The 18,206-nt window shown below is 61.8% G+C and carries 21 protein-coding genes; 9 read left to right on the forward strand and 12 right to left on the reverse strand.

Going from position 1 to position 18,206, the window contains the following annotated elements; translation table 11 throughout:
* Positions 1-5: 5 nt before the first annotated feature.
* Complete coding sequence (locus tag ABDZ98_RS02960) at positions 6-521, forward strand: TadE/TadG family type IV pilus assembly protein (protein ID WP_160591823.1); 516 nt, start codon at positions 6-8, stop codon at positions 519-521.
* Positions 518-958, forward strand: coding sequence for a TadE/TadG family type IV pilus assembly protein (locus ABDZ98_RS02965; protein WP_160591825.1), 441 nt, complete (start codon positions 518-520; stop codon positions 956-958). The genes ABDZ98_RS02960 and ABDZ98_RS02965 overlap by 4 nt, the downstream gene beginning before the upstream one ends.
* Positions 959-1,019: 61 nt before the next feature.
* On the opposite strand, the gene ABDZ98_RS02970 is transcribed toward ABDZ98_RS02965, so the two are convergent.
* The 9 genes from ABDZ98_RS02970 to ABDZ98_RS03010 form a co-directional block, all read right to left on the reverse strand.
* Complete coding sequence (locus ABDZ98_RS02970; RefSeq protein WP_160591827.1) at positions 1,020-1,823, reverse strand: class I mannose-6-phosphate isomerase; 804 nt, start codon at positions 1,821-1,823, stop codon at positions 1,020-1,022.
* A gap of 76 nt (positions 1,824-1,899) precedes the next feature.
* Positions 1,900-3,027 carry an oxidoreductase gene (locus ABDZ98_RS02975; protein ID WP_160591829.1) on the reverse strand — a complete coding sequence of 376 codons (1,128 nt, stop codon included), beginning with the start codon at positions 3,025-3,027 and terminating at the stop codon, positions 1,900-1,902.
* A 116-nt stretch (positions 3,028-3,143) separates the two neighbouring features.
* Positions 3,144-4,361: an APC family permease gene (locus ABDZ98_RS02980; RefSeq protein WP_343805624.1), complete on the reverse strand. Its 1,218-nt coding sequence runs from the start codon at positions 4,359-4,361 to the stop codon at positions 3,144-3,146.
* 94 nt (positions 4,362-4,455) lie between these two features.
* Complete coding sequence (locus ABDZ98_RS02985) at positions 4,456-5,343, reverse strand: TauD/TfdA dioxygenase family protein (RefSeq protein WP_160591833.1); 888 nt, start codon at positions 5,341-5,343, stop codon at positions 4,456-4,458.
* Positions 5,344-5,388: 45 nt separating this feature from the next.
* Positions 5,389-5,586: a helix-turn-helix transcriptional regulator gene (locus ABDZ98_RS02990; protein ID WP_160591835.1), complete on the reverse strand. Its 198-nt coding sequence runs from the start codon at positions 5,584-5,586 to the stop codon at positions 5,389-5,391.
* Positions 5,586-6,008 carry a hypothetical protein gene (locus ABDZ98_RS02995; RefSeq protein ID WP_160591837.1) on the reverse strand — a complete coding sequence of 141 codons (423 nt, stop codon included), beginning with the start codon at positions 6,006-6,008 and terminating at the stop codon, positions 5,586-5,588. Before ABDZ98_RS02995 ends, ABDZ98_RS02990 begins: the two co-directional genes overlap by 1 nt.
* The gene (locus tag ABDZ98_RS03000) at positions 6,005-6,595 is read right to left on the reverse strand and encodes a hypothetical protein (RefSeq protein ID WP_160591838.1); all 591 of its coding nucleotides are present in this window, start codon (positions 6,593-6,595) and stop codon (positions 6,005-6,007) included. Before ABDZ98_RS03000 ends, ABDZ98_RS02995 begins: the two co-directional genes overlap by 4 nt.
* Positions 6,592-6,777: a hypothetical protein gene (locus ABDZ98_RS03005; RefSeq protein WP_160591840.1), complete on the reverse strand. Its 186-nt coding sequence runs from the start codon at positions 6,775-6,777 to the stop codon at positions 6,592-6,594. The genes ABDZ98_RS03000 and ABDZ98_RS03005 overlap by 4 nt, the downstream gene beginning before the upstream one ends.
* Positions 6,778-6,994: 217 nt before the next feature.
* On the reverse strand, positions 6,995-9,049 hold the full coding sequence (locus ABDZ98_RS03010) for a TonB-dependent receptor domain-containing protein (RefSeq protein WP_160591842.1): 2,055 nt from the start codon (positions 9,047-9,049) through the stop codon (positions 6,995-6,997).
* A gap of 198 nt (positions 9,050-9,247) precedes the next feature.
* On the opposite strand from ABDZ98_RS03010, the gene ABDZ98_RS03015 reads away from it, so the two are divergent.
* Together ABDZ98_RS03015 and ftsH are read left to right on the forward strand one after the other, a co-directional pair.
* Positions 9,248-10,465 (forward strand): helix-turn-helix domain-containing protein, encoded by a 1,218-nt coding sequence (locus tag ABDZ98_RS03015; protein ID WP_160591844.1) that lies wholly within the window; start codon positions 9,248-9,250, stop codon positions 10,463-10,465.
* Positions 10,466-10,570: 105 nt separating this feature from the next.
* Positions 10,571-12,514 (forward strand): ATP-dependent zinc metalloprotease FtsH, encoded by a 1,944-nt coding sequence (gene ftsH, locus ABDZ98_RS03020; protein ID WP_160591846.1) that lies wholly within the window; start codon positions 10,571-10,573, stop codon positions 12,512-12,514.
* Positions 12,515-12,580: 66 nt separating this feature from the next.
* Here the strand turns inward: ftsH and ABDZ98_RS03025 are convergent, their stop codons facing one another.
* On the reverse strand, positions 12,581-13,651 hold the full coding sequence (locus tag ABDZ98_RS03025) for a DUF3667 domain-containing protein (protein ID WP_160591848.1): 1,071 nt from the start codon (positions 13,649-13,651) through the stop codon (positions 12,581-12,583).
* 172 nt (positions 13,652-13,823) lie between these two features.
* On the opposite strand from ABDZ98_RS03025, the gene ABDZ98_RS03030 reads away from it, so the two are divergent.
* The 4 genes from ABDZ98_RS03030 to ABDZ98_RS03045 all read left to right on the forward strand — a co-directional run bounded on the left by ABDZ98_RS03030 (position 13,824) and on the right by ABDZ98_RS03045 (position 15,619).
* Positions 13,824-14,225 carry a hypothetical protein gene (locus tag ABDZ98_RS03030; protein ID WP_160591850.1) on the forward strand — a complete coding sequence of 134 codons (402 nt, stop codon included), beginning with the start codon at positions 13,824-13,826 and terminating at the stop codon, positions 14,223-14,225.
* On the forward strand, positions 14,225-14,428 hold the full coding sequence (locus ABDZ98_RS03035) for a helix-turn-helix transcriptional regulator (protein WP_160591852.1): 204 nt from the start codon (positions 14,225-14,227) through the stop codon (positions 14,426-14,428). The genes ABDZ98_RS03030 and ABDZ98_RS03035 overlap by 1 nt, the downstream gene beginning before the upstream one ends.
* A 107-nt stretch (positions 14,429-14,535) precedes the next feature.
* The gene (locus ABDZ98_RS03040; RefSeq protein WP_160591854.1) at positions 14,536-15,351 is read left to right on the forward strand and encodes a hypothetical protein; all 816 of its coding nucleotides are present in this window, start codon (positions 14,536-14,538) and stop codon (positions 15,349-15,351) included.
* Between the two features lies 1 nt (position 15,352).
* Positions 15,353-15,619 (forward strand): hypothetical protein, encoded by a 267-nt coding sequence (locus ABDZ98_RS03045; protein WP_160591857.1) that lies wholly within the window; start codon positions 15,353-15,355, stop codon positions 15,617-15,619.
* Between the two features lie 15 nt (positions 15,620-15,634).
* Here ABDZ98_RS03045 and ABDZ98_RS03050 read toward each other — a convergent pair whose 3' ends face one another.
* Both ABDZ98_RS03050 and rpoZ read right to left on the reverse strand, forming a co-directional pair.
* Positions 15,635-16,369: a ParA family protein gene (locus ABDZ98_RS03050; RefSeq protein WP_160591859.1), complete on the reverse strand. Its 735-nt coding sequence runs from the start codon at positions 16,367-16,369 to the stop codon at positions 15,635-15,637.
* 186 nt (positions 16,370-16,555) lie between these two features.
* On the reverse strand, positions 16,556-16,900 hold the full coding sequence (gene rpoZ / locus ABDZ98_RS03055; protein ID WP_160591861.1) for a DNA-directed RNA polymerase subunit omega: 345 nt from the start codon (positions 16,898-16,900) through the stop codon (positions 16,556-16,558).
* Positions 16,901-17,006: 106 nt separating this feature from the next.
* Between rpoZ and ABDZ98_RS03060 the strand changes: the two genes are divergently transcribed.
* Positions 17,007-18,206 carry a phospholipase D-like domain-containing protein gene (locus tag ABDZ98_RS03060; RefSeq protein ID WP_160591863.1) on the forward strand — a complete coding sequence of 400 codons (1,200 nt, stop codon included), beginning with the start codon at positions 17,007-17,009 and terminating at the stop codon, positions 18,204-18,206.

Below are 18,206 nucleotides of genomic sequence, written 5' to 3' on the forward strand. Positions count from 1 at the left end.
CCGGTATGCTCAGGATTATTCGTCGACTGTCTGGCCTGAAGGCGGACAACAAGGGCGTGGCCGCGGTTGAATTCGCGCTGTGGACCACCGCATTCTTCTTTTCGGTGATGGTGGCGATCGATTTCGGCACGTTCTTCCTCGAACGCGGCAAGCTGAATGGCGCAGTGGGCGCCGCTGCCGTGTCCGGCTTCAACACCGCTGACAACGTCAATTTCGGCAGCATGCCAGGCTATGTCCGCAGCCTTACCGGTGAACCGGCAACCGCTGTCACCATATCCTGCAATGGCACCGCCAACAGCTGCACCAACCTCAATCGCACCTGCGCCTGTCTGAAATCCAACGGCACCTATGTTTCCGCGAGTTGCGGCAATACATGCACGGGCACCGGTGTGACGGCCGGGTCCACGGCGGGTTATTACATGACCATCAATGCCACCAATCCCTTCACTCCGATGATCCTGCCCAACAGCGCTCTGGCTGACACGGTCTTGTCCCAGCAGGCCACGGTGCGCCTGCAGTGAACCCTTTCAAACGCCTGAAACGCCTGCAACGCACGGGCGGCCTTATGCGCTGCGAACTGGGCGCGACGATTGTCGAATTCGCGCTGGTGGCGCCGGTGTTCTTCATATTCCTGTTCGGCACGATCGAAACCAGCCGGCTGGTGTGGATGCAGCAGACGCTGGATGAAGTGGCCTATTCCACGGCGCGCTGCATCTCTGTCAGTTCATCCTGCGATACCGCAACCGAGCAGCGCGACTATGCTGTCAGCCGGGCATCGGGATATGGCATTGGCGTGGCCAACGGCAATGTGGCGCCGCAGGTCGATGTGACCTGCCGCGGATTTCCCGGCTCCAGCAGGGTCAAGATCACCCATGCATTCGATTCGGTAATGGGCGGACTGGTGCCGGTATTCCCGTCACAGATCGTGGTTGAGGGCTGTTACCCCACGCTTTCTTGAGGTTGGGGCCCTGAAACTTGGGGGCCTGAAGCTGCGATCATAAACGGCCGGACTGGCTGGTTCAGGCCAGCGCCCGGGCAATCAGGCAATCCCCATCACGGGCCAGATGCACGTCCGCAAGCGAGGGCGCGAAGGCACATTGGCCGGGGCTGATTGCCTGTCCATCCACCGCAATATCCCCCACGCGCGGTATGGCCAGCAGCGGGCCGTCATAGCGCGCCAGCAGTTCAGGCGAAGCCAGACCATCGACCCTGTCCAGAGTGAAGAAGGGGCCGTCCACCAGCGGCACGCTGCCCGATGGCGGCAGGTGGCGACGAAGCTGCGCATCATGCGGCGTGCCGCTGGCCACCTCTATCGCCTGATCCAGATGCAGCTCACGCGGGCGCCCGTAATCATACAGGCGATAGGTCAGGTCTGAATTCTGCTGAATCTCGATAATGGCCACGCCCGGCCCGATGGCATGCACCGTATTGGCGGGGATGTAGAAGAAATCGCCCGGCTTCACCGCATGCCACACCAGCATGTCTTCGATCGATCCGTCCAGCGCGGCGGCGCGCATGGCCGCCTGATCCAGATCGCCTGCAAAACCCACGCCCAGCACCGCGCCGGGCTGTGCATCGATCACCAGCCAGCATTCCTCCTTGCCCTGCCGGCCAAGTCCGGCGGCCTGCGTCTGCTCATCCGAAGGGTGCACCTGGACAGACAGTTTCTCGCTGGTGAAGATATATTTCACCAGCAGATCGGGCAGCTGGGCGGGCGGTTCAAACCAGATCTCGCCAATCCGCTGTCCGGCAGGCACGGTGAACGGCGCAGGCAGGCTGTCACGGCCCCAGGGCTTTTCAACACTGCGTGTGGGAAGCAACATCGGCGCTCAACTCTCGCGGCAGGACAGATCGGTGCAATACAGCACAATCATCTGCGAATTATGAAACGGGCGGCGGTTATGCGCCATGCGCTTCCTCGACAATCGACAGGTCCCATTCCAGCTGGCCCAGATCGTCGCGCCGGAAGGTGCGGATGGCATCGTAATCGCGGGCCTGCACCTTGTTGACGAAATCGGGATCGCCGATCAGCGCGCGGCCTACCGCCACCATGTCAAATTCACCCGCGCTCATGCGCCGGGCCAGCTCGTCTATTGCCACTTCCACGCGCGGCCCGGGGTCCAGCCCTTCCATGAACACCGTCATCACATCGATATCCAGCCCGACAGAGCCGACGGTGATGACCGGCAATCCGCCGCCTGCCCTGGTCCATCCGGCCAGGTTCCGGCCATCGCCTGCCCATTCGGCATCCCAGAAGCGGCGGGTGGAGGCATGCAGGACATCGACGCCAGCCTTACGAAAGATGGTGGCCATCTGCGCCAGATCTTCAGGAGAAGGGGCGACCCTGGCCTCAAAATCCACTTCCTTCCATTGCGAGAAGCGCAGCGAGATGAGGAAATCCGGTCCGCATTCCGCGCGGATGGCGCTGACGATCTCCGCCGGAAAGCGCGCGCGGTGGGCGATCAGCGGGCCGCCATAGCCATCATCGCGAATGTTGGAGCCGTGCCACAGGAACTGATCGAGGAAATAGCCGTGGGCGGCATGCACCTCCACCCCGCAGGCGCCAATGTCCTGCGCAATCCGGGCCGAACGCACGAAACCATCGCGGATCTGTGCCAGCTCATCCACAGTGGCGGCGCGCCCGCTTTCCTTGCCGGGATGGGCCAGGCCACTGGCGCTGAGGGCGTGGCCATCCGTGCGCATCGCCCCTTCGTGCCACAATTGCAGCATCATCTGCCCGCCGCCCTGGCGCACCTCGTCCACGCAATGCGCCCAGGCATCGCGCGTGGCCGGGTTGATATGCGCCGATGTCGGCTGGACGGTGGCGGAAGGGTGATCGATCGCCGCGCTTTCCCCCACGATCAGCGCCGTGCCGCCTTCCGCGCGGCGGCGGTAATAGGCGGCCAGCTCCGCGCTGGGCGCGCCGTTGCTGCACATGCCGCGCTGCATGGCGGGCATAACCCAGCGATTGTGGAAGGTCACCGTGTTCAAGGTGATCGGGCTGAACAGGATATCGTGATCGCTCATCGGGCGGGCATAACACTTTTTCCGTAGCAGTTACTGGTTCCGTAGCGGTTACTGGTTCCGTGGCAGTTACTGGCCAGGCGGCAGATACTGGCAATCAGCACGCCGCGCGCAGCCTATCACCCGGCATTGGATGATTCCACGTCATTCCCGAACAATACGATCATCGCGCCCAGTGCCACCAGCAGGCAGAATCCCAGCTTCCTGTGCCATGGCGTGCCGGGGATGATGAAGGCGCGCCTTGCGGCGATGGCGGATTGCAGCGTGTAATACAGGGCAAAGGCGCGGCTGGCATAGGCGATGATCTGGAAGACATCGGCCTCCCACGTCATCACGATCCCGATGAAGACCAGCAACACATAGCCATAGCGGGCAGTCATGCGGCCGCGGGTCAGCTCCTCCACCAGCCCGCCGGAGCCGCTGGTATCGGCAATGGCCGCGCTGAACTGTGCCGCCAGCGCCGCCAGCACCAGCATCACCGTCAGCAGCGGCGTGATCAGTGCCATCAGGTCGATGATCGCGGTCTCGCTGAGCTGGAACTCGCTGCGGTCAAAGGCATAGGCGAACAGGCCGATATAGATCATGTAGATCGCCGTGCAGACCAGCTGCGCAAGGCGCATGGAGCTGATCCGGGTCTGCGGATCATATTCCTGGCCAAGATAGCGCGAAGTCTCGAAGCCCTGCACGGTGATGACCAGACCAAAGGCGAGCGTGACGGCGGGCCAGCCGGACAGCTGTGCCTCATGGAAGAACAGCTCCCCCGCGCTGGCGCGCTGATAGAAATACCACGTCAGCCCGATCAGCAGCCCGGCAATCACCGCCAGCTTGATCGTCACTGCGGCATATTCCATCCGCTCCAGCGCCTTGAAACCGTGGAACCAGCCGACCGCCAGAATCAGGATGTACACCGCCGATGTCAGCAGCCTGGCATTGACCGGATTGTCATAAGGGGTCTGGCTGATGGCGAAGGCGCCGAACAGGTTGAGGTAATATCCGACCGAAATCATGAAGGCGAAAACCAGCGCCCATGAAGCGCCCAGTTCCAGCCGTTCGACCGCCATATCCTCCACCGGTCGGGGCACGTTGCGGGCAAAGATGTTGAAGCGGATCGCCTCGCCGAACAGATAGGCGCCAATGCACAGCCCAGCCATCACCAGCGGCGCGCTTCGTCCGTATGCTGACACCAGAATGGGCGCGAGCACCAGGAATCCGCTGCCGATGATCGATGCAAGCGGCGTCACCGTTGCCCGCCAGACCGTGGACTTGGCAAAGCGCGGAGAGAGCAGCAGCAAGCCTGCCATGACAACGGACAACAGGATCGCGATATTGAGTGCCAAGGCGTTGTCCGATCAAGCGGCTGCGGGCGAGGGAGGCGCTATAGCTGGCGCGCCGCACAATGTTGCAGGCAAAATGCGCGCGCGATCCGGTTTCTCACCCCGCCAGCGCCGCTTCTCCCCTCCACAATACGTCCGAGGTGACGATGGGCGTGCCATAGAGCAGGCGGCGTTCGTCCGGGTCGAAGCTTTCGCGGCGGTGGGCGCAGGCGCGGTTGTCCCAGATGAGGATATCGCCCGCGCGCCATTGGTGCAGATAGTTGAACGCCGGCAGCGCGACATGATCGTAGATCGCGTCCAGCAAGGCGGCGCTGCCATCCTTGTCCAGCCCGGTGATGCGCGGCGCGGTATCGATGTAGGAGAGGATGCGCCGTGCCCCCAGGAACAGGAATTTTGCCCCGGTCACCGCATGGCGCTGCACCAGCGGAACCTTGCGGAACAGCGCCGGGTCTTCGATATCGGCATCGTCCAGCTCGCCTTCGAAATCATTGACCTTGAGCGGGAAATGGATCGATCGCCCCTCGATCCGCGCCAGCAGGTCTGCGGGCAGGGCGTCATAGGCGGCGACGAGGCTGGCGATCCCGGTGCGCCCGCCTGACTTGGTCACCTCCACCCCGTGCAGGGCGGTGGCGGGCGGCGGGACGGCATCGGTCCAGCGGTCCTGATGCCAGCCCATCTCGTCATTGCCGAACTGGCCGACATTCCTGCCGCCGCTCTCGATATTGGAGACCAGCCGCAGGCCCTTGAAACCGTCAATATCGATCGGTTCGTGATAGCGCGAAGTGTCGGAGGCATCGGGCTGCCCGAACTTGCGGATCAGATCGACATACTGGCGCGGCGTCAGCACCGTGCCGCGGATCACCAGCGCCAGATGCTGGTGGAACAGATCGACCAGAGCGTCTCGTGTGCCCTCATCCAGCGGGGCGGTGGTATCCAGTCCCACCACCTCAATCCCCAGCGCATCGGCCAGCCTGCGTGTCTGCATCCTTGTTCTCCCGCACCGGAGAATGCCGCAAGCCGGGGGCTTTGCCTAGGCCTCGTCGCGCAGGAAGATTTCCTCGATCGGCAGTTCGAAAACATCGGCAATGCGGAAGGCCAGCGGTAGCGAGGGATCGTATTTGCCAGTCTCGATGGCGTTCACGCTCTGGCGCGAAACACCCAGCTGTTCAGCCAGGTCCTGCTGGCTCCAGTCGCGCTCTGCCCGCATAACCTTGAGACGGTTTTTCATTATTCGCCGCCCGCCGTGCCCATGGTGAACTTGTTGTAGATCCCGCCAATCGCGGTGGCGAAGCACCAGATCGTGGGCCACCAATAGGCGGTGACATGGCCGACCAGCATATATTGTTCCAGAAATCCCCACACGGCTGCCGCAGTCAGGGCAATACCTGTGGCGACCATGATCTGGCGGACAAGCAGCAGGCGCAGGAACTCATCGGTCTGCTCGGTCACCAGCCGCACCAGAATCCAGAATATCGATGCCAGGCACAGGCCCGGAATGGCGGCGAGCAGATAGGCGAGCGGTCCAGCAACCTGTTGCTGTTCGATCAGCCAGTCGGCGCTGAACAGCGATACCAGATAGATCGCCATCGAAATGCCCATGCGCACATAATAGCGGCGCATCTCCGGCGTCTTGGTCAATGACGTGGTCATTCTTCCTCTCCCTTGGCGCGCTGGAAGCACATGCCGATCCCCAGCCCGATGGCCCACACGGGGAAAACCCACCAGCTCCAGATATGGCCGACCAGCCCGTACATCTCCAGAAAGCCCCAGATCGTCCCCAGCACCAGAATCAGCGCGAGGCCGAACAGCGCGCCGGTAGTGGCCCGGTGGCGCAGATATTCGTCATCCTCTTCCTGAAGGTAGCGATACATGGTCCAGATCATGCCCATCAGCGGCACCAGCGGGGCGATGGCCAGCGCCCACATGGCGGGCGAACCATCGGCCACCAGATGAGACAGGTTCCCGCCGCCGATCATCGCCACCATGTAGATCACCATCACGAACAGCACGCGCCGGTTATAGACGCGCAGGGCCGGGCTCATCGCGCCCTTCAGTTCCTGCCTTGCCTTGGCCGCGCGCGTCATCGGCACCAGCAGCCCCATGTTCAGCGCGATCAGGATGATCGGCACCGGCTGTTCGATCACATCGAAAATATGGGCAGCTGCGATCAGCGCCATATTGATGATGAACAGCGCCGACCACAGCAACGGGCGCGGCATCGCCTGCTGCGCGGTCATGCGTCATGGGCCTTGCTGATGCAGCGATTACCGCCGTTCCGGCCCAGTGAGAGGACCCACATCACCGGCAGCACGATCAGCAGCGTGCTGCTCATGTCCGGCGTAATCATCTGCTGTGCACCCAGCCAGGCGGCCAGCAACATGGCAGCGGCAAAGGCGAGGGCCGTGTAAATCTTCTTCATATCAAGCTCCCTTGAATTTATGTAAAGGAAGCTAGACATGGAGCCTCTTTATGTCAAGCACCATTGACATGATGATTGGGAGGCTTGACTCACGAGACCGCAAGTGCCGGAAATTAAGGAAGAAAGGCCCGGCTGTCGCCATGCACGCAGCCGGGCCTTTCATGGTCCTGGCGCTAAAGGAGGGTCGCACCAGGTCCCGCAAGATTGATGTGAGGCTTCAGAACCTCTTGGTTACGCCGACTCGCAATTGCCGGGGTTCGACGATGCGGCTGTTGCGCCCCTCGATGCCTTCTGCCGGCTCACCGGGCAGGCGCACGGCGTAGAAATAGTCGATATCGTCATCCTTGGAATCGAGCAGGTTGAGCACCTCGCCATAGAATTCGAAGCCGCTGAAATCGTCAGGGGTCCAGGCCAGCCGGGCGTTGACCAGCACGGTGGAGGCGCCGCGCTGCGAATTGTCCTCGATCAGCGGATGCGGCCCCAGATAGCGCGCGCGAATGGCGGCATTCCACTGGCGGAAGGCGGCCGAAACCCCCAGCTCGCCGGAACTTTCGAGTGCACCCGGAACGAAATTCTCGCCTTCGGGCAGGCCCGTGAAGCGGCTGTGCGATCCGGTCCACACCGCGTCCACGGCCAGCCAGTTGTTGGGCTTCCAGAAGGCGGTGAGTTCGTAACCGTGGCGCTTGCTGGGATCGCTCGGTTCCACCGCGCCGCTATCGCCGACATAGATAAGCTCGCTGTCGATGCTGCTCCACCAGTATACGCTGCTGAAGATCAGTCCGCCGCGCTCCACGCGGAAGCCGACCTCTTCGAATTCGCCCTTGACCAGGCCGGGTGCGGGATTGGTGGGATTGGTCACGCCGCGGGCATCGTTGGAATGGAAGCCCTCGCCATAATTGGCATAGAGGGCGATACCGTCGGCCACTTCGTAATTCACGCCGATCTTGGGCGCGAAGGTGTCGTCATTGGCCTTGCCGGACCACACGTCCACGCCGTCCAGCGCTTGCGTCCTGAAGCCATACCAGTCCCCGCGCATGCCCGCAGTCACGAACAGGCGGTCGAGCGGCTCCCACGTTGCCTCGGCATACAGGCCAATGGATTTTTCGTTGATGTCGAAGCTGTTGTAATTGAACTCCAGCGCGCCATCGATCGTCTCATCCAGGCCGATCGGGCCGATCTGGTCGAAGCGCGTTTCCGCCCCGGCGCGCAGGGTCAGGCGATCCGTCGGGCGCAGCGTGCGCTCCACCCGCCCGCCAAAGGTCCAGCGTTCCTCGAACTGGCGCAGCTGGTCGCCATTGACCGGGTCTTCCAGGAAATAGGTGAAATTGGACAGCAGGCTCCAGTCGTAGTGCTGGGTATAGGCTGTCAGCCGCCAGTCATCGCTTTCATAATTGGCGGTCAGCACCTGCCGCTTGGTATATCCGCGCAAGGTCGGGTCCAGCGTGCCGAAATGGTCCTCCACCAGCGTGCCGATGGCGCGTTCGGGCAATTGTTCGGTGGGTGCCCAGCTGGCATCATAGACATGCAGGGCAATCTGGAAATCGCCATCGCCAACGGGGGCGGAATATTTGACCAGCCCGGAATAGCCCTCAAAATCCTCGGGCAGCTCCCACGGTCCGTCATTCAGCTTCACCTGTCCCACGACCAGCAGGTCGCCATTGCCCAGCGGCACGGAGCCGCCTGCCACGAAGCGGCGATAGCCATAAGATCCCACCTCCGCCGTGGCGAAGGGTTGCAGCTGGTCATGGGTGGTGATGAAACTGGCGCCAACGAAGCTGAAATCGCCGGTGTCGGCACGGTAAGGACCCTTGCGGTAGTCCACCCGGCCCACCGTCTCCGGGATCAGCCCGTTCACATCCAGATAGCCCTGTCCGTGACCGTGGGTGCGAAAGTTGACCGGCATGTCATCGATATACAGCGCGTAATCGGTGCCGTGATCGAGGTTGAACCCGCGCAGGAAGAACTGGTTGGCCTTACCGCCACCCGAATGCTGGGTGGCGATAAGGCCGGGGGTGGCTTCAAGAATTTCACCGGGACGCAGCAGCGGACGGATCTCCAGATCGGCGCCGGCCACGCCGCCCTCGCTGGCGGCAATGGCTTCGCCAATGCGCTTCTCGCCGCGGCCATAGACATAGATCACATTGCCGCTGTCTTCATCGATCACCACGCCGATGTTCTCACGCTCGCTCTGCACCTGTTGTGCCGCGTTCTGGGTTGTCTGGGGTTCGACCTCAGCTGCGGCCTCCTCCTGCGCCCAGACAGGAACAGCCACGCAACCAAGCATGGCAATGGCGGTGGATAAGAGCAGGCGGGCAGCAGGATTATCGGGCTTTGGCAATGTGTAACCTTTGTCTTGTGAAGTGCTGCGACCTCTTCTGACCAAGCGGCTCTGGGCAAACCACGTAAATTACGGTAATCGGCCTGTTACATGGACGTTACAGCCGCCCGGCGCGGTATTTGAGGGGCAGGATTGGACAGCGCACGCACCAGTAACGCAGCCGGCGATGCCTATGCGGCAGAGGTTGAGCGGCTGCGCGCGGCGGGGCTTGTCGGGGCTTCGGGCCGCCTGCGCGAACTGTTCGACTTTCTCGCCGATCGCGGCGCCGAAGCGCAAAGCGCCACGCAGGCGGAGATCGCCGAGGCGGTGTTCGGCCAGAGCGAAACCGATGGCGATGATGCCACCGTGCGCGTCTATGTCCACCGCCTGCGCAAGAAGCTGGACGATCACTATCTCGCCAATCCGCCCGCACCGGGGCAGGCGGTGCTGGAGATTCCGGCGGGCGTCTATGCGTTGCAGATGGCAGAGCAACTGCCTGCGCCCTCCGCCTCAGTACCAGCACTGACCGTGCCGCCTCGCGGCCAGATGATGCGGTACTGGCCCGCGCTGGGCGTGCTGGCGCTGCTCGCCGCATTCCTGGCCGGAATGGTGCTCAACCGCGGATTTACGCCCGCCACCAATGCCATCTGGCAGCCGTTGAACACATCGCAGCGCCCGGTGCTGGTGGTGCTGGGTGACTATTACCTGTTTGGCGAAATTGATCCGGTGAACCCCGAGGACGGGCGGCTGATCCGCGATTTCCGCGTCAATTCCGCCGAAGACCTGCTGCGCATGCAGGAGGCGGAGCCGGACCGGTTTGGTTTTGCCGAGGATGTCGGGCTTAACTACCTGCCGTTCCAGACCGGCTATGCGTTGCAGGCGCTGGCGCCGCTGCTCGCTTCTGCGGACAAGCCGCTGGACGTGATCGCCGCATCGCAGCTGACCTCCGACATGCTCAACACCAATGACGTGGTCTATATCGGCCTGCTTTCGGGCATGGGCCTGCTGGAGGAAATCACCTTTGCGCAAAGCAGCCTGCGGGTGGGTGACAGCTATGACGAGATCATCGACCGGGAGACCGGCCAGCGCTGGATGAGCGATGAGGCGCGCCGCCTTGCCTCGCCCGCATTTTACCGCGACTTTGCCTATATCACCCGTTACCGCGCGCCCGGCGGGGCACTGGTGACCGTGATCGCCAGCGAGAGAGTGACCGGCTTGCGCGGGATCGGTGCGATTGTGGCCAGCGGCGATCTGCCCGATGAATTGAGCGATGCGGCGGCGCATGATGGATTTGAGGCGCTGTTCCAGATCACCGGCCAGCAGGGCGCCGATCTGTCCGACAGGCTGATCCTGGCAAGGGAGCGCGAATAGCGCCGTTCAAACCGCCCGATCGCCGCCCGAAAATACCCGCCCGCCATTAGCTTGCCATTCACCCGCGCGATCCTACATTGGCAGTGTTGAAAGGACTTATTGCGCATGAGCGAAAATCGCGAACCGGAAAACAATCCCAACCCGTGGATGAAGAGCATGGTGGTTTGGGGCGGGATTTTTCTCGCCCTGCTGCTGACTGTCTCCATGTTTGGCGGGCCGAGTGAACCTGCGGGCACGCAGATCAGCTATTCCGATTTCCGCAACAAGATTGCCGAGGGCAGTGTTGAAAGCGTGACGATCAGTCCTGATCGCATTGTCGGCACATTGAAGAACGATGGCGCCTTCACCACCACTCCGGTGACGAGCGACCCTGGCCTCACGCAATTGCTGGAAGACAATGGCGTCGAGTTTTCCGGCGCGCAGCCTGAACAGATGAGCGTCCTGTGGGTGGTGCTGATCCAGGCGCTGCCGTTCATCCTGATCCTGGGCATTGCTTTCTTTGCGCTGCGCCAGGTGCAGAAGGGCGGCGGATCGGGCGCGATGGGCTTTGGCAAATCCAAGGCCAAGCTGCTGACCGAAAAGCAGGGTCGCGTCACTTTCCAGGATGTCGCCGGCATTGATGAAGCGCGCGAAGAGCTTGAGGAAATCGTCGAATTCCTGCGTGATCCGCAGCGCTTTTCCAAGCTGGGTGGCCAGATTCCCAAGGGTGCTTTGCTGGTCGGCTCGCCCGGTACCGGCAAGACGCTGCTCGCCCGCGCCATCGCCGGCGAGGCGCGCGTGCCCTTCTTCACCATTTCAGGCTCCGACTTTGTCGAAATGTTCGTGGGTGTGGGCGCCAGCCGCGTGCGCGACATGTTCGAACAGGCCAAGAAGAACGCACCGTGCATCGTGTTTATCGACGAGATTGACGCCGTGGGCCGCCACCGTGGCAATGGCATCGGCAATTCCAATGATGAGCGCGAGCAGACGCTGAACCAGCTGCTGGTGGAGATGGATGGTTTTGAGGCCAATGAAGGCATCATCATCATCGCCGCCACCAACCGCCCCGACGTGCTCGACCCCGCGCTCCTGCGTCCGGGCCGGTTTGACCGCCAGGTGGTGGTGCCGATCCCCGATATCGACGGGCGCGAGAAGATTCTGGCCGTGCACATGAAGAAGGTGCCGCTGGCTCCCGATGTGAACCCGCGCACCATTGCGCGCGGCACGCCGGGCTTTTCCGGCGCGGATCTTGCCAACCTCGTCAACGAAGCTGCCCTGCTGGCCGCGCGTCGCAACAAGCGCCTGGTCGCCATGCAGGAATTCGAGGACGCCAAGGACAAGGTGATGATGGGGACTGAGCGCCGGTCCATGGTGATGACCGAGGATGAGAAGAAGATGACCGCCTATCATGAGGCCGGCCATGCGATCGTCTCTGTCCATGAAGAGGCATCGGACCCGATCCACAAGGCCACCATCATCCCGCGTGGCCGTGCGCTGGGCATGGTGATGCGCCTGCCGGAACGGGACAATTACTCCTATCACCGGGACAAGATGCACGCCAATCTGGCGGTTTCCATGGGTGGCCGCGTGGCGGAAGAAATCATCTTCGGCCATGACAAGGTCAGCTCTGGCGCCAGCTCCGATATCCAGTACGCCACCGATCTGGCGCGCAACATGGTCACCCGCTGGGGCATGAGCGACAAGCTCGGCCCGCTGCAATATGAGGCAAGTCAGGAAGGCTATCTGGGCATGGGCACGACCCAGCGCACAATGGCATCTGATGAGACCAACAAGCTGATCGACGCCGAAATCAAGCATCTGGTGGAAGGGGCGCACAAGCGCGCGACTGACCTGCTCAAGACGCATGAGGACCAGCTGCACCTGCTGGCACAGGCGATGCTGGAATATGAAACGCTGACCGGTGACGAGATCACCGAACTGCTCGATACCGGCAAGATCGATCGTCCCGAAGCGCCCAGCGGCCCGGCGGCGGTGGTGCCGGTCCACGGCTCCGCCATTCCCAAGGCAGGCAAGCGCTTTGGCGGAGACGGCGCACCGCAGGGCGCGTAACTCCCGCACGAATGACATGACTGAACAACAACAGGGCGGTGCAGCGATGCGCCGCCCTTTTCCTTGTCAGAAGGCGCCGAGCAGCAGCAGTGCCTGCAGGAACAGCAGCACGATCAGGAAGATCAGCAACAGCAGCGCCACCAGCCGCCAGATGGCCGAGAAGCGCGACAGGCCGTAGGCTCCGCGCAATTGCTTGTAGATGTGCAGGGGTGCCAGCGTGGCAAAGGCGGTGAACAGCCATCCGCCGCCGACGCCCAGCCACCCCAGCACCGACAGCACGACGAAGAACAGCGTCATGAAGCTGAGCGAATAGGTCACGAAAATGGCGTGATCATACCCCTTGAACCGGCGTTTCCACGCGAACAGCAGCCATACGAAGGGGATGGAGATCGGAATTAGCAGCCAGGAGAACTTGTAGCTGTTCGCCTGCAATTTGTAGAGCATCAGGCTGGGGTTCTCTCGCCACTTCTTGCCGATACCATCGTCAATGAAGGCAACACCTGTCGGCTTGATCGACATGTTGGCGCCCAGATTCTCACTGATGGTGTAACTTCTCACCAGCCGCATGGCGGCAAGCGCTTCGCTGGCTTCACTCAGCCGCGTCTCCGCAGCGGCGCGGCCGGGGTCAGTGGCGGAAAGGCGGTCAAGCTCTGTCTGCGCGGCATTCTGCGCCGCCTCAGCCTCCACCATCCCCGTCTCAATCCCGCGCTGGACGGGGTTATTGGTCTGCAGATCGGTAGGAGCGGTAATGCCCAGCATCTGGAACACGGCGAACATCAGGAAAACGGAAAACAGGAACAGCGCCATGGGTGAGACAAAGCGCGCCCGGGCCCCTTCGATATAGCGCCGCGTCAGCCTGCCCGGACGCAGCACCAGCAAGGGCAATGTGCGCCACATCTTGCCATCCAGATGCAGCGCGCCATGCATCAGATCATGCCAGAAAGCGCCGATCGTGCGGTGTACATGGCCGTGCTGGCCGCAGGCGTGGCAATAGGCACCAATCAGCGGCGTGTCGCAATTGAGGCAATTGTCCGGCTGGTGCGGGTGCTTGCCCTGCGCGCCCGAATGCGGCTCCAGCGCACGGGCGAACAGGCCGCCTTCCGCAGCCGTGCCGATACCATCGAGAATGTCGCTCATGCCCCCACCATGCGGACATTGTATCCACCAGTCCCGCGCAGGTCGAGGCCGCTCGCGCATATCTGCTGGCGCTCTGGGTCTCTGTAAAACTATTTGGACAATTGCTGTAAAAACACTTTGACAATCCTCTCGTGATTGTCCAAATGTTTTTACAGCAAGATGGAGACGCAACATGGAAATAAGCAAACATCGCAAGAAGGTTCTGGGGGCAGGGGCGCTGGCCTTTGTCGCGGCGATTGCCGCAGGGATCGCGGGCGGACAGATCCTGCGGCTGGGCGGCGGAAACCTGCCCTTTGCCGTCACCTTTGCCCTGCTGACGTTCGTCCTGATCGCGGCGCTGCTGGCCACACGCCCGTGGTGGAACAGGCTGGATGATGTGGAGCGCGATGCGCATACCAACAGCTTTTACTGGGGCGGTACCTTTGGTGCCGGAACGGCAATGCTGGGTCTGGTTGCGTGGGCCGGCACGCAAAGCGATCTGGCGCGCGGCAGCCTGATCACCTTTGCCGCGATGACAGCAGGTTACGGCGTGTTCTGGCTGGTCTGGTGGCTGCGCCGCCGGGGTGAGGCCTGATGCGCAACTGCCTGCGCCAGCTGCGGACACAAAAAGGCCTCAACCAGGGCGAGCTGGCCGACCTGATCGAAGTCTCCCGCCAGACAATCAACGCGGTGGAGGCAGACAAATATGATCCGTCGCTGCCGATGGCCTACCGGCTGGCGGCCTTCTTCAACGTTCCGGTGGAGGAGCTGTTCTTCAACCCCTTCCGCGAGTCTTAACCGGCCGCGTTTCGGGCTGCTTATCGGGGCGCAGGGCGTGCACCACCGCCGCCAATGGCTGGCCAAATTCCTTTCGATGATCTATCTTTCCCGCGCTGGGGGCAACTATGTGGGAAAAGATTCGTACAGAACTGGAGAAAACCGGAACGACATTTTCCGACGGAATGTCTTCGGTAGTTGCAAAGGCGTCCAATAATTCGATAACTATATGGCGTCTGCTGGCATGTGTGCTTGGCGCGGCCCTGTTCTTCTACTGGCCCAGTTATTTCAGTCTAATTTTCCTCACAATCGTCTTTTGTATTACCTTGTGGCTTTTCCTCAAGGACAGTTCGCACGACAGCCGACACAGCATGGAAGGGTTGGCGGCCTTCCTATCGTGTCTGGCGCTGCTGCTGGCCGGATACTGGTACTTCGTTGACCGGCGGGGAATTCCCAAACTCAACGCCGTGCCGATTGTTCAGGTTTGGCCTGTGGGGGATCACAAGGCGTTCGTCAGGGTAGAACTGCTGCTCGAAAACGTCGGCAATACCGATATCGATATCGCCCCTGATGACGATAAGTTCTTCCTGGAGATCGGCCAGGTCCTGCCCGTTACCGGATCAGATATCGAAACGTTGACCCAGGACTACCACCCGCTGGAAAAAGGCGGCGAACCGTTGATGATCATCCGGACAGACCGTTATCCATCCCGGGCACTGATTGTTGGCGGAATGGACCTGAAGATCGAATCCGGGGAGACTGAGAGGCGCTATTTCAAGGCCCTCATTCCATGTGTGGACGGGCTGGTTGCATCGGCCCGGGTGGAAGTGCCCAAACGGCTGGACCGGTTGCAGAGATTTTTCGAGGACGATCAGCGCCAGCATGTGTGGCGCGGTCAGTCTGTTTCCAAAATTATAGAAAGCTGTTCAATCGAAGGAGAGTAGGGTGAAGAAATATCTCAAGGTCTTCAACGCTGTGGTTCTGGGCGCTTCGGTGGTTGCACTGGCGGCGTGTTCGCAAGAAACGGCTGATTCAAGCGCAGAAGAAGCCATGGCCGATGTAGAGGCCAATGCTGACGCGATGCTTGCAGACGAAGGCGCGGGTCTGGACTCTGCAGACGCCATGGACGGCGCGATGGACGAAGCAGCCGAAGCCATGGAGGATATGGGCGAAAGCAGCGGGATTGGTGAAGGTCCCGGTACTGTGGAATAGCTGCGCGCTTCTGGATCACCCCTTCTGCGTCAGCTTGCGTTCTATCGCGGTCCATAGCTGGCCAAAGCTGCGGGCGGCGGGGCTGGTGGGGGCGAAGTCTCCAACTGGGCGCTGCAATACCGCGCATTGCTCCACCGCGCTGGCTTGCGGGATGGCGGGCCAGGTCCTGTTCTCCTCACGCGCCTGACGGTGCAGGTTGCGCCGCATGTCGAGCATGGAGAGGACGGGCAGGATCGGCGGATGGCTCTTGGTCTGGTCGCGGATCTCGCGCGTCACCATCTCGAACGCGCGCGCCGATAAGGGCGAGGGCGGCAGTGGCACGATCACGCAGGTCGCTGCTCGCACAACCTGCGCGCTGATTTCATTGAGCACGGGCGGGCAGTCCAGGATGATCCGCTCATACCGCCCCGCCAGCGTTTCGGTCAGCTTTGCGAGCCGCTTCTTCTTGCCGATCCGCGCGAGGATGGAATCGAGATCGCGCAGGCTTTCATCGGCGGGCAGAATGTCGAGCCGGTCAAAAGCGGTCTTGCGGATCAGATCGGCAGGGTCGGCCTCTCGGTCAAAGATCGATCCCGCCTGCGCCTTCTTGCGCGGTTCCACGCCGTACAGGAATCCCGCACCGCCGGCGGCATCCAGATCCCACAGCAGGGTCTTGCGGCATGAAATGCTGGCGGAAAACCACGCCAGGTTTGCCGCAATCGTGGTTTTGCCCACGCCGCCTTTTACGCTGTAAACCGCGATGACCGCCATTGTGTGGTGTCTTGCCCCCTCTTGCTGCGCAGATGCCAGAACATGGTGGCGGGGATCACCCGTCGTCGCAAGATGTCATGCAAAGGACATATCTTGCCAATCATCCCTGGAACGACCTCGGCGCTGCAAACAAAAAGGGCCGCGCCTTGTGAGCGCGGCCCTGTTGAAATTCACTCTGGCTGACAATCAGCCGTCGTAATCGGCACCGATCGAGGTCGAACGGGCCGGAGCCGACGCGGACAGGCGCATGGCCTCCGCCGACTGGCTCAGCGAGCCGATTTCATCGGCTTCGTCTTCTTCATCGGGCAGGAAGTTCTGCATCGACTGGACGAGCGATTCGGCCAGCTGCTTGGGCTTCACCGTCTGCTCGGCAATTTCACGCAGGGCGACAACGGGGTTCTTGTCCCGGTCACGGTCAATGGTCAGCTCCGCACCGCCGGAAATCTCACGCGCACGCTGGGCTGCCAGCAGGACGAGATCAAAACGGTTGGGGACCTTGTCGACACAATCTTCGACGGTTACGCGCGCCATGTGGCACTCCAATTCTGCAAGCTACTTGTTCGGAAAGGAGGCCAGATAGGTCAGACAGGCAAATTCGTCAAGGTTTTCCGGCGACAGAAGCCTGCTATCAGGGGCAATGCCAGAGTGCGAAAAGGCCAGTACTGACGTGCCCGAATACCGTGACCCGATTCCCTTCCATGTCGAGGCACAGGGCCTGACGCTTGGCTTCTATCCCGCCGGACCGGACCGGCTGGAGCGCCTGCTGCGGCTGATCGGCGAAGCGCAGCACACGCTGGATATCGCCTTTTACATCTTCGCGCGCGACGCCAGCGGCATCGCCGTGCGCGATGCGCTGGTCGCTGCGGCCGGTCGCGGCGTGGCGGTGACGATCATCCTGGATGGCTTTGGCGCGGTGGCCGATGCGCAGTTCTTTGCCCCGCTGGTGGCGGCGGGCGGCACCTATCATTCCTTCCTGGCCAAACCCACGCGCCGCTATCTGATCCGCAACCACCAGAAGATCGTGATTGCCGACAAGGCCAAGGCCATGCTGGGCGGCTTCAATATTGAAGACAGCTATTTCGATCCGCCCGAGAAGAATGGCTGGAATGACCTGGCCTTCACCGTGACGGGCGAAGTCGTCGAACAGCTGGCACAGTGGTTTGCGCAGATGACGATTCTGGCGGCGACCGAAAAGGGCCAGTTCGGGGCCATCCGCAAGGCCGTGCGTGAATGGCGTGGCGGCAAGGGCGCGGTGCAATTGCTGATTGGCGGGCCGATGACGGGGCTTTCCAGCTGGGCGCGCTGTGTCAGTCACGATCTGCAGGAAGGGGAGCGGCTGGACATGATGATGGCCTATTTCTCCCCGCCCCACCGCCTGCGCAAGCTGATCGAACAGATCGCCCGCAAGGGCCACACGCGGCTGGTGATGGCCGGCAAGTCCGACAATGGCGCCACCATCGGGGCCAGCCGGGCGCTGTACCGGGAATTGCTGGAAGCGGGCGCGAACATCTGGGAATTTCAGCCGTGCAAACTGCACACCAAGCTGATCGTGCTCGACGATGCGGTCTATCTGGGCAGCGCCAATTTCGACATGCGCAGCCTCTATCTCAACATGGAGATCATGCTGCGCATTGAAGACGCCCATCTGGCCGATGTGATGCGGCAGTTCATCGTGCGGCATCTGGATGCATCGCAGGAAATCACGCCGCAGCTTCACCGGCGCAATTCCACGCTGTTCAACCGCATTCGCTGGACGCTCAGCTGGTTCCTGGTGTCGGTGGTGGACTACACCGTCAGCCGCAAGCTCAACCTTGGCCTGTCTGGCGAGAGTCCCTGA

Origin of the sequence: Alteraurantiacibacter aestuarii (assembly GCF_039523595.1) — a bacterium.
In the GTDB taxonomy this organism is placed as follows: Bacteria; Pseudomonadota; Alphaproteobacteria; order Sphingomonadales; family Sphingomonadaceae; genus Alteraurantiacibacter; species Alteraurantiacibacter aestuarii.